This window comes from Rhizobacter sp., assembly GCA_021153565.1.
Classification (GTDB): Bacteria; Pseudomonadota; Gammaproteobacteria; order Burkholderiales; family Burkholderiaceae_C; genus Albitalea.
Genome location: JAJKJU010000269.1, coordinates 1 through 14,886, shown reverse-complemented (window position 1 = coordinate 14,886; position 14,886 = coordinate 1). Strand labels below are relative to the sequence as shown.

At 62.6% G+C, this 14,886-nt stretch carries 15 protein-coding genes; 10 read left to right on the top strand and 5 right to left on the bottom strand.

Annotation, left to right across the window (positions count from 1 at the left end):
* Both AC30NL_RS17390 and AC30NL_RS17385 read right to left on the bottom strand, forming a co-directional pair.
* Positions 1 to 287, bottom strand: a 287-nt coding sequence (locus tag AC30NL_RS17390; protein WP_489465249.1) for a hypothetical protein, incomplete at its 3' end; no start/stop codon positions are given.
* A gap of 246 nt (positions 288 to 533) precedes the next feature.
* Positions 534 to 734 carry a hypothetical protein gene (locus AC30NL_RS17385; RefSeq protein ID WP_489465248.1) on the bottom strand — a complete coding sequence of 67 codons (201 nt, stop codon included), beginning with the start codon at positions 732 to 734 and terminating at the stop codon, positions 534 to 536.
* A gap of 42 nt (positions 735 to 776) precedes the next feature.
* On the opposite strand from AC30NL_RS17385, the gene ccoN reads away from it, so the two are divergent.
* From ccoN to AC30NL_RS17340, 9 genes are all read left to right on the top strand, one after another.
* A complete protein-coding gene (gene ccoN, locus AC30NL_RS17380) occupies positions 777 to 2,216 on the top strand; it encodes a cytochrome-c oxidase, cbb3-type subunit I (protein WP_489465247.1) in 1,440 nt (479 codons plus the stop codon).
* Positions 2,217 to 2,225: 9 nt separating this feature from the next.
* On the top strand, positions 2,226 to 2,846 hold the full coding sequence (ccoO, locus tag AC30NL_RS17375) for a cytochrome-c oxidase, cbb3-type subunit II (RefSeq protein ID WP_489465246.1): 621 nt from the start codon (positions 2,226 to 2,228) through the stop codon (positions 2,844 to 2,846).
* Between the two features lie 16 nt (positions 2,847 to 2,862).
* A complete protein-coding gene (locus AC30NL_RS17370; RefSeq protein WP_489465245.1) occupies positions 2,863 to 3,030 on the top strand; it encodes a cbb3-type cytochrome oxidase subunit 3 in 168 nt (55 codons plus the stop codon).
* On the top strand, positions 3,027 to 3,932 hold the full coding sequence (gene ccoP, locus AC30NL_RS17365) for a cytochrome-c oxidase, cbb3-type subunit III (protein ID WP_489465244.1): 906 nt from the start codon (positions 3,027 to 3,029) through the stop codon (positions 3,930 to 3,932). The genes AC30NL_RS17370 and ccoP overlap by 4 nt, the downstream gene beginning before the upstream one ends.
* Before the next feature lie 205 nt (positions 3,933 to 4,137).
* On the top strand, positions 4,138 to 5,586 hold the full coding sequence (gene ccoG, locus AC30NL_RS17360; protein ID WP_489465243.1) for a cytochrome c oxidase accessory protein CcoG: 1,449 nt from the start codon (positions 4,138 to 4,140) through the stop codon (positions 5,584 to 5,586).
* A 10-nt stretch (positions 5,587 to 5,596) separates the two neighbouring features.
* On the top strand, positions 5,597 to 5,818 hold the full coding sequence (locus AC30NL_RS17355; protein ID WP_489465242.1) for a hypothetical protein: 222 nt from the start codon (positions 5,597 to 5,599) through the stop codon (positions 5,816 to 5,818).
* Positions 5,796 to 6,083: a hypothetical protein gene (locus tag AC30NL_RS17350; RefSeq protein WP_489465241.1), complete on the top strand. Its 288-nt coding sequence runs from the start codon at positions 5,796 to 5,798 to the stop codon at positions 6,081 to 6,083. Before AC30NL_RS17355 ends, AC30NL_RS17350 begins: the two co-directional genes overlap by 23 nt.
* A 139-nt stretch (positions 6,084 to 6,222) precedes the next feature.
* The gene (locus AC30NL_RS17345) at positions 6,223 to 6,522 is read left to right on the top strand and encodes a hypothetical protein (RefSeq protein ID WP_489465240.1); all 300 of its coding nucleotides are present in this window, start codon (positions 6,223 to 6,225) and stop codon (positions 6,520 to 6,522) included.
* A gap of 1 nt (position 6,523) precedes the next feature.
* On the top strand, positions 6,524 to 6,877 hold the full coding sequence (locus AC30NL_RS17340) for an HrpB1 family type III secretion system apparatus protein (RefSeq protein ID WP_489465239.1): 354 nt from the start codon (positions 6,524 to 6,526) through the stop codon (positions 6,875 to 6,877).
* Positions 6,878 to 7,064: 187 nt separating this feature from the next.
* Here the strand turns inward: AC30NL_RS17340 and AC30NL_RS17335 are convergent, their stop codons facing one another.
* Together AC30NL_RS17335 and AC30NL_RS17330 are read right to left on the bottom strand one after the other, a co-directional pair.
* Complete coding sequence (locus AC30NL_RS17335; protein WP_489465238.1) at positions 7,065 to 9,764, bottom strand: bifunctional acetate--CoA ligase family protein/GNAT family N-acetyltransferase; 2,700 nt, start codon at positions 9,762 to 9,764, stop codon at positions 7,065 to 7,067.
* Positions 9,765 to 9,771: 7 nt separating this feature from the next.
* Positions 9,772 to 10,272 (bottom strand): Rossmann-fold NAD(P)-binding domain-containing protein, encoded by a 501-nt coding sequence (locus tag AC30NL_RS17330; RefSeq protein WP_489465237.1) that lies wholly within the window; start codon positions 10,270 to 10,272, stop codon positions 9,772 to 9,774.
* Positions 10,273 to 10,490: 218 nt separating this feature from the next.
* Between AC30NL_RS17330 and AC30NL_RS17325 the strand changes: the two genes are divergently transcribed.
* Entirely contained in the window at positions 10,491 to 11,279 is a 789-nt protein-coding gene (locus AC30NL_RS17325; protein WP_489465236.1) for a Crp/Fnr family transcriptional regulator, read from the top strand.
* Positions 11,280 to 11,653: 374 nt separating this feature from the next.
* Here AC30NL_RS17325 and AC30NL_RS17320 read toward each other — a convergent pair whose 3' ends face one another.
* Positions 11,654 to 13,927 carry a hypothetical protein gene (locus AC30NL_RS17320; RefSeq protein ID WP_489465235.1) on the bottom strand — a complete coding sequence of 758 codons (2,274 nt, stop codon included), beginning with the start codon at positions 13,925 to 13,927 and terminating at the stop codon, positions 11,654 to 11,656.
* Between the last annotated feature and the right edge of the window lie 959 nt (positions 13,928 to 14,886).

The following is a 14,886-nucleotide window of genomic DNA, read 5'->3' as shown; positions in this document are numbered from 1 at the left end:
TGGCGACGCATGGGCCACATGCTCTTCAACTCGTCGTTCAACTTGGCCAGCGCTGCATTTTCCTGTTCGATGCTGTCGCGATGGTCCTCGGCCGGAGGAGTAAAGGGAAGTGCCTGCCTGGCGGCCAGCGAAACATCGGCCGACGGCGGGCGAGGCGCCAGCTCGAGCCCCATCAGGGGAGCCGTGCGGAAGCGGTGACGTGCAGCGGCCACCTCCTGCGCGGTCATCGGTGGCGAAGCGGCGGCGTCGTTGTTCTGGGTGGAAAGCGGTGTAAGGCGAGGAATCATGGTGGGGACGCGTGGGCTGAAGGAAAGGTGAAGTGCCGCATGCGGTTCCGTAGAGCCTAAGCTGAATGCCCTCGAGGCGTGTCTGAAACGCGAAGTGAACGATGGTCGGCGCGAAATTTGGTCGCGACGGCCTGGGCCGCGCAGCATCGCATCACACTCATCAGCATCCCGCCCGCCGCCATCCGCTCGAACGACGTCATCGCTTGGCCTGCAATCGCCCCCTCTGGACCATCGCGATCACCGGATTCACAAAGGTACAGCTAGAAGCCAACCCCGCCGGCGCATTGAAGCGCTGAGAATTTCTCCCTCGCCGGGAGAGTGACTGGCGCGCTTGGCGAGCTCGACGGTGGTCAGTTCGATGACCTCGAGCAACACGGCGCGCAGATTTTCGAAGCCGATGCCGAATCCCTTGATCGGCATCAAGCCCCTTAGGAACTTCGCAACCAAGAATCAGCTTGTCGTCGACGTGGCGATGAATGGAGGCTCTTGATGGTTGCGAATGCGCAAGCTGCAGCGCCGGTGAACTACACCGATGAAACCGTACGCGGCTTTGCGCTGGCCGCTGTGTTGTGGGGCGTGGTGGGAATGCTGGTGGGAGTGCTGATCGCCGCGCAGCTCGCCTTCCCCGATCTCACCTACGGAATTCCCTGGCTCAGTTACGGCCGCCTGCGTCCGCTGCACACCAACGCGGTGATCTTCGCCTTCGGCGGTTGCGCGCTTTTCGCGACGAGCTACCACGTCGCGCAACGCACCTGTCAGGTACCGCTGTTCCTGCCTTGGCTTGCCAAGTTCACGTTCTGGGGCTGGCAGGCGGTGATTGTCCTGGCTGCCATCACGCTGCCGCTGGGCTATACGCAAGGCAAGGAATACGCCGAACTCGAGTGGCCAATCGACGTGTTGATTGCCATTGTGTGGGTGGCCTATGCGATTGTCTTCTTCGGCACCATCGGCACGCGCCGCGTGCGCCACATCTACGTCGCCAACTGGTTCTTCGGTGCCTTCATCATCGCGGTGGCGCTGCTGCACATCGTCAATAGTGCCGTGGTGCCCGTGAGCTTCTGGAAAAGCTATTCGGCCTACGCCGGCGTGCAGGACGCGATGGTGCAGTGGTGGTACGGCCACAACGCGGTGGGCTTCTTCCTGACGGCCGGTTTCCTCGGGATGATGTACTACTACATCCCCAAGCAGGCCGAGCGACCGGTGTACTCCTACCGCCTGTCGATCGTGCACTTCTGGGCGCTGATCTTCACCTACATGTGGGCAGGCCCGCACCACCTGCACTACACCGCGCTGCCCGATTGGGCTCAGAGCATCGGCATGCTGTTCTCGCTGGTGCTGCTCGCGCCGAGCTGGGGCGGCATGATCAACGGCGTCATGACCTTGTCTGGCGCATGGCACAAGCTGCGCGACGACCCTATTCTCAAATTCCTCATCGTCGCCTTGAGCTTCTACGGCATGTCGACCTTCGAGGGTCCGATGATGTCGATCAAAACAGTCAACGCGCTGTCGCACTACACCGACTGGACGATCGGCCACGTGCACAGCGGTGCGCTCGGTTGGGTCGGCTTCATCTCGATGGGTTCGCTTTACTACCTGATCCCACGCATGTTCGGGCAGACAAAGATGTTCAGCACGCGCGCCATCGAACTGCATTTCTGGATCGCGACGCTGGGCATCGTGCTCTACATCGCAGCGATGTGGATTGCCGGCGTGATGCAAGGTCTGATGTGGCGCGCATTGAACGCCGACGGTACGCTGGTCTACACCTTTGTCGAGTCAGTCAAGGCGACTTGGCCGTTCTATGTCGTGCGGCTCATCGGCGGGCTGCTCTATCTCGGCGGCATGCTGGTGATGGTCTGGAATGTCGTGATGACAGTGAGGTCCGGTCGCGCCGTGCCCGCTGCGATCCCCCGATTCGCGCATGCCTGAGGAGATTCCATGGCTCAAGAACACAATGCCAGCGGTCACGAACGCATCGAGACCAGCAATTTTCTGATGATTGCGCTCATCCTCGTGGTGATTGCGGTCGGCGGCCTTGTCGAGATCGTGCCGCTGTTCTTCCAGCGGTCCACCACGCAGCCGGTTGCCGGGCTCAGGCCCTACGAACCGTTGCAGCTCGTGGGGCGCGACATTTATCTGCGCGAGGGTTGCTACAACTGCCATTCGCAGATGATTCGGCCGCTGCACGCCGAGACGCTGCGCTACGGTCACTATTCGGTGGCCGGCGAATTCGTCTACGACCATCCCTTCCAGTGGGGCAGCAAGCGCACCGGGCCGGACCTGCATCGCGTGGGCGGCAAGTACAGCGACGAGTGGCAGCGCCTGCACCTGTCGGGCCCGCGCGACCTGGTGCCCGAATCGAACATGCCCGCCTACCCGTGGCTCGAAAGCGCCGCGATCAATCCAGCCACTGTGCCGCCGCGCCTTCGCGCCATGCAGCGATTGGGCGTGCTCTATACCGATGCCGAAGTCTCAGCCAGCGCCGAAGCGGTGCGTGGCAAGACGGAGATGGATGCCCTCGTTGCCTACCTGCAGTCGCTCGGCAGGCATGTGAAGTGAAAGAAGGGGATTCAAGATGGACGTGAACGATCTTCGAAGCTTGGTGACCTTGCTGAGCCTTGCGCTCTTCATCGGGTTGATGACCTGGACATGGTGGCCCAGGCGACGCGAGGCCTATGCCGATGCTGCGCGGCTTCCGTTCGAGGGGGAATCGGTCGACAACGAACAAGGGGCGCCCAAATGAGCGACTTCTTCAACAGCGGCTGGTCGATGGCCATTGCGGTCGTCACTGTGACCGGTCTTCTGGCATGTCTTGCGCTGCTCATCGTTGCCGCACGCCGCCGCGTGATGGCCCAGGACAACACCACCGGCCATGTTTGGGATGAAGACTTGCGAGAGCTGAACAACCCGCTGCCGCGCTGGTGGATGTGGCTGTTTGTACTGACCGTGGTCTTCTCCGGCGCCTACCTCGCGCTATACCCCGGACTCGGCAGTTCGCCCGGCACGCTGGCATGGACGAGCCTGTCGCAGCACCAGGACGAGCAGGCTCGGGCACGGGAGGCGACCAAGCCGCTCTTCGAGGCCTTCGCCAAGCTGTCAGGGCCAGATCTCGCCCGCAACCCGCGCGCCATGGCCATTGGTGAACGTCTCTTCGCCAACAACTGTGCCAACTGCCATGGTGCCGATGCTCGCGGCAGCAAGGGCTTTCCGAACCTGACGGACAACGACTGGCTGTATGGCGGCACGCTGGAGAAGATCGAAGAGACGATCTCCAACGGCCGCGAAGGCGCCATGCCGCCCATGGCGGCGGCTGTGGGCAGCGCCCAGGATGTGCGCAACGTCGCGAACTATGTGCTGAGCCTGTCCGGTGCGCCGGAAGACCCGATGGCGGCGCAGTTTGGCCGCTCGAAGTTTGTCGTCTGCTCGGCGTGTCATGGTCCTGAAGGCAAGGGCAACCAGGCCCTCGGGGCGCCCAACCTGACAGACAAGATATGGCTGCATGGATGGGGCGAGGCGGCGGTGGTGTCGATGATCACCAACGGCAAGCGCAGCGTCATGCCGGAGCATGCGTCGCGACTGACGCCGCAGCAGATTCATGTACTGGCGGGGTACGTCTGGAGCCTGTCAAACGTGTCGTCCCCATAGCCCGAGTGCAACCACGGAATGGTTTGCTCCCTTGTTTTGCCCCCTCTCCCTCTGGGAGAGGGTTGGGGTGAGGGCTTCCGGCCGTCTGGAGTCAAGGCCTCGTTCTCTCCACCGCTGTCTCCCTCACCCCGGCCCTCTCCCGGAGGGAGAGGGCGTAATACACAGCAGGTTGCACCTCCCTGCAAAAAACCAAGCTTCCAGCCCCATGTCCCGCGTCATCTCCATCCGCCCCGTCACTTCGGACCCACAGCCGCAGGGAGACGGACCCGAGCTCGTGTCCTTGTACGCCAAGCAGAAGAAGATCTATGTGCGTTCAGTGACCGGCTGGTTCTCGACATGGCGATGGATACTGGTGTGGCTCACGCAGGTCGTGTTCTATGGCCTGCCGTGGTTGCCGTGGAATGGCAGGCAGGCGGTGCTTTTCGACCTGGGAGCGCGGCGCTTCTACATCTTCGACCTGGTGCTGTACCCGCAGGACTTCATCTACCTGACGGGCTTGCTCATCCTCTGCGCCTTCGGGCTTTTCTTCTTTACCACCGTGGGCGGGCGGCTGTGGTGCGGCTATGCCTGCCCCCAAACCGTCTACACCGAGATTTTCATGTGGGTGGAGCGGAAGATCGAAGGCGAGCGCGGGGCGCGCATGAAACTCGATGCATCACCGTGGCGACTCAACAAGATCTGGCGCAAGACGGTCAAGCATTCGGTGTGGATCGTCATCGGCCTGTGGACTGGCTTCACCTTCGTCGGCTACTTCACACCCATCCATTCATTGGCCAAGGAATCGTTCACCCTCGACTTCGGTCCGTGGGAATGGTTCTGGGTCAACTTCTACGGGTTCGCGACCTACGGCAATGCAGGCTTCATGCGCGAGCAAGTGTGCAAGTACATGTGCCCATATGCGAGATTCCAGAGCGCGATGTTCGACCGCGACACCTTGATCGTGAGCTACGACAACGAGCGCGGCGAGCCGCGGGGCAAGCGCGGACGAAACGCCGACATGAAGGAAGCAGGGCTTGGCGCATGCATCGACTGTGGCCTGTGCGTGCAGGTCTGCCCTGTGGGTATCGACATCCGCGATGGCCTGCAATACGAATGCATCGCTTGCACTGCCTGCATCGACGCCTGCGATGGCGTGATGGACAAGATGCGCTATCCGCGCGGGCTGGTCCGCTACGCGACGCAGAACAGTCTGGCGAACAAATCTACGCGCAGGCAGATGCTGGCGCGCGTGGCCCGGCCGCGGGTACTGATTTATGGTGGCGTGCTGATCGCGATTTCGGTTGTATTCATCGTCAGCTTGTCGCTGCGACACACGATCAAGGTGGACGTCGTGCGCGATCGCGCCACGCTTGCACGCATCGTGGACGAAGGCACGGTCGAGAACGTCTACCGCTTGCAACTGATGAACGCGACCGAACAGCCCAAGCACCTGCGCGTGTCCGTGAGCGGGATCCCGGGCGTGGCACTCGCGTCGCCGCTGGAACTCGACGTCGGCCCGGCGCAGGCACGCTGGATCACGCTGGCCGTGCGCGTGCCGTATGCCAGCGCGCGAACGGCAGGGCCTGGTGCACACCCGATCCGCTTTGGTGTCATGCAGGCGGCGGTGCCCGGCTCCATGGTGAGCGAGAAGTCGACGTTTGTCATTCCACGTTGAAGGAGAAGCGATGAACCAGCAAATCAATCAACCCGTGATGCCCTGGTGGCGCGTGCGCATGCTGTGGCTGGTGATCGGCGGCCCGGCGCTGGTGGTGGTGGCGAGCTTCGCGACGCTCGTCGTCGCGGTGCGTGGCGGCGATGCGCCGTTGCATGAAAGCGCTGCCACGCAAACCGAAACCTATACCCCTGCCACGCAGGCGCGCAATCATGCAGCCGCACCTCGTCGCTAGCCGATCGGGCATCAAGTCGCCGCAGCCGCCGCGCTCGTTCGCGACGCGCGTCTTGATGATCGTATGGCCAGCCTTCGTCATGGCCGGCGTACTGGAGATGCTTGTGTTCGCCGTGGTGGACCCCGACAGCCTGCATTGGTTTGGTGTTGAACCGCTGCACTGGACAAGGAGCGCGGTTTACTCGGTGACGTTTTTGATTTTCTGGCTGGTGGTCTCGACGTCGGCAGCCATCACGCATTTGCTGGAGGAGCCTGGGCATTCGTAGTTCGTAGACGGGGTAAAAGCTGGGAACAGGCCCAAGTACTCGCCATTTCGTGCAGAGCGACATCGCTTCGCAATTACTGCTTCAGCGGAATTCCACGATCCCTACACTGACGAACACTTACCAACAGCAGGAGTTGTGAATGGACGCATTAAATCGTGGTGTAAACCCTATCTCACAAGGCCTCGGAAGCGCCGTCAATGGGTACGGCAACATCGCCAAGGGCGTGCTCACGCTGGACCCTAAAAAGGCCGGCGCCGGAGTGGCCGGCGTCATCAATGGCCAACTCGACATCGGGCGTGGGGCGAACAACCTGACGCCCGCCGGATTCGCAGGCAACACGCTTCTCAATGGCGCCACGGACAAGGCTGTTCGCCTCGCGCAGACGCCTGTTCGCACAGTCGTTGATAAGACCCTCCCAGACCCAAAGAAGAAGCCTTGATATGAATACTAAGGCCGAAGCCATCGCAGTATTAGCGGAATCCGTGGCTGAAGCGTTGAGAGGCGACAGGATCGATGAGGCCGAAAGCTTGTTCGGGGAACTGTGCGAGCTGATGCCGGAAGCCGAAAAAATCCCTGTGTTTCGCACCCTCATCGCAATCCAGCGAAATCAGACGCTTGAAGCGCTGCAGCAGCTCAACATGCTGCCGGAAGGGCAGTGTCCCGAGTTGAAAGCGCTGTGCCTTTACATTCTCGGAGACCCCTCGTGGCACGGCTGTGCCACCGCTCTTGTGGACGATAGTGACGTTCATGTCCGCACCGCGATGCGGCAACTCCTCTGTATGGAGGAGGGGTAGTTGGCCCTGTGTGCAGTGTCGCGTCAAGCCACAAGTGTCGGTTGATCGCGCCGCTGTCGCAGCGCTGTGCAAGGCGCGCCTCCTCGCCATAGCGGTGGCTATGGCGAGGAGGCGCAACGCCGCAATGCGCTTCGAGAGCAAGCGAGCAGCCGGCATTTGTGGTTTGACGCGACACCAATAGGGCCGACTATTTGACCGCAAGTGCATCGAACTCCGTTGTCTCGGCGTGAACCTGCAATGTCAGTACATAGTGCAGTGCGTCCACGTCCGAGGCGGCTGCGTCGACGACGAAGCCGTGTGTTCGAACCAGGTCTCGCATGGCGTCGTTTTCTCGAAGCACCAAGCCGACCATTCGCTGCGTACCGCGCTGAACGAGGAAGTCGATCATCTTGCGCAGGAGCATGTGGCCGAGCCCCTGGCCCTTGAGGTCCGATCGAACCACGATCGCGAATTCCGCGTCGACGTTGTCCGGGTCGATGACCGCTCGCACCACACCCAGCGTCTCTTGCGTCGCGCCAGGCAGGTGTCGCACGGCAATGAAGGCCATCTCGCGTGCGTAGTCGATCTGGGTGAGCCGCGCGAGTTCGCTGCGTGGTAGTTCCCGGCGTACGCTGAAGAATCGAAGACGGAGGTCTTGCGGCTTCAGCTGTTCGACGAAGGCGCGGTGCTGCGCCTCGTCTTCCGGCCGAATAGGACGCAGGGTGATTGGTTCGCCATGCCAAGTGATGTTCTCGACGAGTTCGACAGGGTAGGGCGTGATTGCGAAGTTTGCGGCGCCGGCTCGCTTCTCGCGGCTGACGCGCAGTCGCGCGTCGAGTGCAATGACACCTTCGTGATCGGCCCACAGTGGATTGATGTCGAGCTCGGCGAGTTCGGGCAGATCGGCCAGCATCTGCGACAGTGAGATCAGCACGTCGCACACGGCATCGAGCCGCACGGGCGGATGATCGCGGTAGCCGGCGAGCAGCTTGGCCACGCGTGTGCGCGACACGAGTTCGCGCGCCAGCACTCGGTTCAGCGGCGGCAATGCGATGGCCGTGTCGGCCAGTACCTCGACGGCGGTTCCGCCCTGGCCAAACAGCAACACAGGCCCGAACACCGAATCGATGCTCGTGCCGACAATCAGTTCCTGCGCATGCGGGCGTTTCACCATGCGCTGCAAGGTGAAGCCGGCAATCTTTGCCTGTGGCCTCAATGCGCTCACGCGCGACAGCATTTCGCCGACTGCATCGCGCAGGTCGTTCTCGTCGCTCAGGTTCAGGCACACCCCGCCCACGTCGGACTTGTGACTGATGTCAGGTGACAGGATCTTCAGTGCCAGCGGGTATCCGAGAGTGCGCGCTGCGGTGCACACCGCGCTTGCGCTGGGTCCCGCTGCCACTGTCTCGACGACGGGTATGCCGTACGCCTTGAGCACGGCCTTCGCCTCGACTTCATCGAGCATCTCGCGGCCTTCTGCGAGCGCCGCTTCGATGGGCTGACGTGCAGCAGCGATGTCGGGCAGACCGTTCTCGCTCGCAGTGGGCGCCTCCAACAGCAATGCCTGGTTCCGGCGATAGGTTCGAAGCATGGCAAAGGCGCGTACCGCTTCTTCCGGCGTCGCGTAATCGGCGACGCCAGCATCCTCGAAGATGCGGCGTGCATCCGCCACGGCAGCATCGCCCAGCCAGCAAGCCATCACGCGGCCGGGGGACTCGCGGACAATCGGCACGCACGCGCGGGCGATGTCGTCGCTTCGCACGATCGCTGTCGGTGCGTGCATGAACAACACCGCGCCGCTGTCGCGGTCGGCGAGCAAGGTCTGCAGTGTCTCGGTGTAGCGAGCCACGGGCGCGTCGCCGATGATGTCGATCGGGTTGCCATGCGACCACGTTGAGGGAAGCACTGCATCGAGCTTGCTGCGCACCACGTCGCTCAGATCCCGCAGGGGGATGCCGGCCAGCGCGGCGGCATCGGCGGCCATCACGCCCGCACCGCCGCCGTTGGTCATCAAGGTCAACGCCTCGTCGCGATTGCCGCCGAATCGGGCGAGCGTCTCGGCGGCCATGAAGAGGTCCTGCAGAGTATCCACGCGCAGCATTCCGGCGCGACGGATGGCGGCGTCGAACACCACGTCCGATCCTGCCAGGGCGCCTGTGTGCGAAGCCGCTGCCTTCACGCCGTTTCCCGCGCGACCTGCCTTCACGACGATGACTGGCTTGTTGCGCGCTGCTGCGCGCGCTGCCGACATGAACTTGCGCGGTGCCTCGATCGATTCGATGTAGAGCAGGATCGAACGCGTGCGTGAATCGCTGGCCAGGTAATCGAGCAGATCGCCGAAATCTACGTCGGCGTGTTCGCCGAGCGAGATCATGTGGGAAAAGCCGATGTGCCGCGATTTGGCCCAGTCGAGCACGGCGGTCACGAGCGCACCCGATTGCGACACGAAGGCGACATTGCCGACCAGCGCGTCAGTGTGAGCGAAGCTTGCATTCAGGCCGATCTGCGGCGAGAGGAGGCCGAGGCAGTTGGGGCCAAGTATCCGCAGCAAGTGGGGGCGGGCGGCGTCCAGCGTGGCTTGTTTCTGCGCGGTGCTCAGGCCCGCAGTCATCACGATGGCAGCACGTGTGCCAAAGCGGCCCAGTTCATCGATAAGACCCGGGACCGTCGCGGGCGGCGTGCACAGCACGGCAAGGTCGGGTACCTGGGGCAAATCGGCAGGTCTTCGAAACACCGTTTCGCCATCGAGCGTCGCGTGTTTAGGGTTCAGCGCATAGATCGGCCCAGCGAAATGGCCGGCTCGCAAGTTTCGCCACACCGTCGCGCCCACGCTTCCCGGACGATCGGACGCGCCGATGACGGCGACGGACTTCGCATCGAGCAACCGATCGAGATGACGAATGCTCATCGCGTGTTCACCCGAGCGCCGTCAGAAGCACGGCCTGCAGCAAGAAGTGGCGATTGTCGTCCAGCAGGCCTTCGCCGAGATGCTCGGCGAGCTGGACCGTCAGATGGTCCCAGGATGCAATGCCGTCGAATACCGGCACTCCCGCATCTTTGCGAACTTGCTGCACGACGGAAGCCGCCATTCCCTGGCACACCACAGCGTCGTAAAGCCGTCCCAGCATGCGTGCCGTGTGCTGCACCTCCTGGGGCGTGCTCAAGTCGCTCAGGCTTGGACGGATTCGTGCGAAGTGGGCGCCGAGGCCGGTGACGGCACGCCGGAACAAGATGGCGTCGTGGTCGTCGTCGGCCTCGCACAGCAGACCGATGTTCTTGCCCCGCAGCAATGGCCGCGCCTGACCTGCTTCTGCGACACGCTGCAGATTGCGCGCTTTCGCCAGCAGGGCCGTTGCGTCGGGTGGCGACAGGTCGTCAAGGCCGAGGAGGCTGTGGGTTTTGGGTTTGGGTTGCATGTATTGAGTGGCGTACTCGCTCGGTGTCAAGACTAGCCCTGCCTGCCGCGTATGCCTTGACGGGCGTCAAATCGATGATCTTCGGCACGTGCTGATACGCAGCCGATACACAGCGTTCACCCAGCGTTACCGAACGGCTCGCTGCGTTGTTATTGGGTTATCCGGAGCTTCCTACGATTCACCCATCGAAAACGCGAACCCCACGCCAGGAGCCCAAGATGATCAGCGCTGCCACCCCTACCGTCGCAAACGCTCTTGCCAACCCGATGCATGCCCGCGCCATTGCTCGGAGCAGCGACGCTGCCGCCAACCAACGCAGCAGCCAGCACATCGCCGACACCCTCAAGCTGCTCGGCGAGACGCTGACGCCGCAACGGCGCGTATTGCACGCGGGTGACGTGATCTATCAGGCCGGCGAGCGCTTTGCAAACCTCTACGTCCTGAACTCAGGCTTCTGCAAGATCGTCAACCTCAGCGTCGATGGGCGCGAACAGGTGGTGGGACTGAAGTTTCGCGGCGACTGGCTCGGCTTCGATGGCATCGCCAACGCCGAGTACGCGTGCGACGCGGTCGCAATGGACACGAGCGACGTTTGGGTGATTCGCTATGACGCACTGCTTGCAGCCTGTGCTGCCACGCCCGTTCTACTGACGGTGCTGCACGAAGCCATGAGCCGGCAAATCGGGTGCGACCGCGACTCGCTGATGTCGGTGTGCACGCTGCCTGCCGATGCACGCGTCGCTGACTTCCTGCGCTACTGGGCCGATTCGCTCGCCAAGCGCGGCATGCGCACCGACCAAATCACGCTGCGCATGACGCGCGCCGAGATCGGCAACTACCTCGGCATGACACTGGAAACGGTGAGTCGTGCACTGTCGCGGCTGGCCCGCAGCAAGGTGATCCACTTCTCGGAGAAGGGGCGTCGTGACATTCACATCCCTGAAGTCAACGCGCTCGTCGATTTTGTCCAGCGGTGTCTTTCACCGGCGCGAACAGCATTGCAGTGATGAGTTCGTTGACCTCCAGCATTGGTGGTGAGCGGGGGGAACTCTGAAGCCACCACCTTGATGGATTGCTGGGCCGTACTCGGCGTCGAAAGAAGCAAGGCCAGCAGCGCGAGCATCCCAGCACAGATTGTTTGTCGTTGCATACGGGAAACTCCTTTCGGCGCTCTGGCGCACTCAAAGTTTGGTCTGACCCAAACATATACAGTCGCTCGCTAGCCTACCCATTGTGGAACCTGGACAAAGCACTTGGCCCTCATGCCGCTCAGCCACCCCCGAGACCGACCGTACTGATGCTCACTGCATTTTCCCGCGAGGAGGGGGCCAACAGCCTGACTGCGTTGGCCGGGATGATGGGCAACGAGCGCTGAATGAGTTCATGTGACTTCCACGTTCAGCGACGCCTGAGCGACGCCGAGGTGATTTCGGACGGCTGGGTAGTCGTAGAGTTCATCTTTCATCGCGGACAGATTGCTCGCTCGACGCATGCCCGGCGATTCAACCCGGACGGCTCCGGACGTGGCGATCGCGTCCAGTGCAGAACGCACCTGCGCGGTGGCCTTGCGAATCTCTCCGGCCGGCCACCACTTGGCCCGGGTCAAGTGAACCAGGCCAGCAGGTCCGCTCAAGAGGCAGCTCGGGATCGTGCCGGCGATCCACTTCATCTCATCCCATGTCGTATGGACGGTGCGGCGGTAGCCGGCGGTGTTGCGCAGGTCGACGCGCCGCTGGCCGGCCTGGAAAGTCCATCGATCCGCATCCGCTTTCAACCGCTGCGCGTCGACCAGCGTGCGCGACAGCAGTTTCTTGTTCGCCCCCTTGCCCACGCGAACCTCGCCGGTGGCCGCCGTGAAGACGGCACCACCCGTCACGCCGGCGGCCACCGCTCCAATCTCGGCGTTGGGATTCAATTTCGTCTCATTGCCAGGGTAGTCGTGCTCGTAGAGGCGATCCGTCAGCGTGATCGCATCGAGGATGGGCAGAGCCACTCCCGTTGAAACACCGCCGTGGAAGGCCTGCGAGTAGCGCTGCACGATCTGCGCCGTCTCGCCAGGCTTGCGGAATCGCGCGTTTCGATTCGCGCGCTCAAGCGCCTCGAGATCGTCCAGGCATCGACCGATTGTGCTGTCCGCCGGAATGCCGTCCCATCGTTCGCCGTCGAACGACTCGAAGTCTTTCGCGTCCTGCATGGTGCGATTGATTTTCTGCTGCAGTTTCTGCAGGCGCTCGCGCTTCTGATCTAGTTCCGGCGCGGGCTTGCTGGCGCGTTGTTGGGCGCTGATCGCGTCTTCGAGTTTCACGCGCATTCGCATCAATTCGCCGAGCGCGTCTTCGTAGACCTCGCGAATGGCTCCGATCTGTACTTCTGGCTGGGTCATGAAGGATCGCCGCAGCGCCGCCTCGCAGACGTGCCCGGGCTGCAAGTCCTTGAAGTGGATGCGGGCGGCGTCCTTCGTCAGGAAGTCCGCCCACTTGGTGTTGGCTCGAAGGTTGTACCAGTGCTTGACACGCCGTTCGTCGAGATAGCCCGCGCCCCACTGCATCGCAATGGTGGCGGCCAGGATGGACGGACCCGCTATCTGTCCCACCACCGGCACGGTGGCCGTCACGACGGCGCCTGTGGCCGCCACGCCGTTCACGGCCATGCCCCAGCCCTTGCTGTAGGTCTGCGTGCGGTTGAGGCCGATGCGGCGCCTGTACGCCTGGTCCGCCACGTCGTGCAGCGCGAGGATCGCGTCCACCACCTGTCCCAGTGCCTTCGGATCTCTTCCCGATGACGCGGCTTTCAGCCGGTCGACGGCGTCGCGAAGCTCGCGTCGGCGGAGCTTGGACGTCTTCACGATGCTCGCCATGTCGGGACTGTTCTCGATTTGCGATGCCACCACGGGCTGTCCGCCAACGCGCTTGAACGACTCCTTGACGTCCGTGGCCGTCCTCAGCTTGCCAGTCAGCATCGGGTTGACCACGTTGCTGGGTAATTGGTGGGCGATGACCTTGACCGCCTTCTTGGCGACTTTCAGCGCGTGGCTGGCGCCCGCGATATCCGAGATGCCCGCGCTGGCGACCGCCGCCGCGGCGGTCATGACTCGTCCGGCGACGCTGTGAAGGCCTTCGTATTTCGCCGCTTGGTGTATGCCCTTCTTGAATAGTTCAACGTCGATGTTCAGTGCCGCAACAAGATGATGCTGCGCAAGATCCGTCAGCAACGTCCTCGAATAGCGTGCAGGATGAGCTTGCACGTCGGCGACGAGCGCGTCGACAGGCATCCCCGCCAGTTCCTCGAACCGTTGCCGGGTGCCGTGCGACAGGGGTAGGTGGGGCTTGAGGCGTGACCACTCGTTCTTCTCGCAATAGACCTCGGCGACATGGCGCAGCTTGATCGCGGCAAGCGCCTGCTCCAGATCGAGCGGGCGATGGGCCTGCGCGTGATAGTCCTGCAGCAGCGTTTGACGCCTGGCCGCTGGCACCGGAGTCGTAGGCAGGATCTTCGAAGCACCGGCCGCCGTGCGTGGTTTGATCGAAGGCAGGGTTTCTTCTGCCGGCTCGATCTCTCCGGTGTCCCTCGATCGAGCACGCAAAGGCGCGAGCACGTCAAGCTCTGCATCGGCGGTGGCGCCTGGAGGCAGCGTGAGATTCGGCGATCCGGTCATGCCCGGATCCTCATTCGACGCTGCCGCTGCGCTCGAAGTCTCTACACGTTCCGGTGGCGGTTCTGAAAGCGGTTCGGTCTGTGATCTTTCCCGAGCCCATTCTTCCGTTTCGGCCTGCAGCAATTCGCGCAGCGTCGGGCGAGGATTCGACAAGGCGGGCGCATCCGAGGACACCTTACGTTCCGAACATGGCCCCGAAGGCGCCTGCGCCGGTGACGTTGCCGACGCCGCGTAGATGGGGTCGGCTCGCATCAATTCAAAGAGCGTGGAGAACGAGTTGACGCGCCAGTCGCCTCCGGGGGCTCTCCGCGTACCGAAGGCGCAGGCGGCTTGGTCGCTGACGTTGCCGGCGCCTTGCCACTTCCGATGCCGAGCATGGCGCAACAGCGTAGTGCAGCTCCATCGCGGCCGACAACATTCGAGGCTGGCGCGGCCGGTTTCCGCGCCTCCCGCGAGCGCTTCATGTGCAGCCCGCGAGCCAGGATGAGGATGTGCACATCTGGACGATCCCGAACCGGACCGTGATCCGATAGAAGTGAACGCTGCCGCTATACCGCTGGCAATTTTTTTGATCGTCATGGAGATGCCGTGCGAAGTCTGTCGGCTTCACAGTGAGGAGGATGCCAATTGAATAAAAGTTCGGCTCAAGCTGTGCCTTCTCGCTGCAGTCAAGGGTCACGTCGAGACCGCAACAACGAAGTCCTTGTGGTCGGGTTCAGGCTGGAACTATGGTCGACTTTAAGAGTGACACGAGTACGAAGGAACGAACGAAAGTCGAGATGGATAGTCGTCAGACGCATAAGAGCTGAGCAAGCACGCACCGGCGGCGCAGCAGCGACCGCTTGTGAGAGGCTGAGGGTATTTCGATCATGCCCGCTCATCACGTCAAAAGACCCCTGCTCGTCGTTGCAAATGCTCGCCATAGCCCGGGCTATGGCTGCGCTTTGCGCCTAGATCAG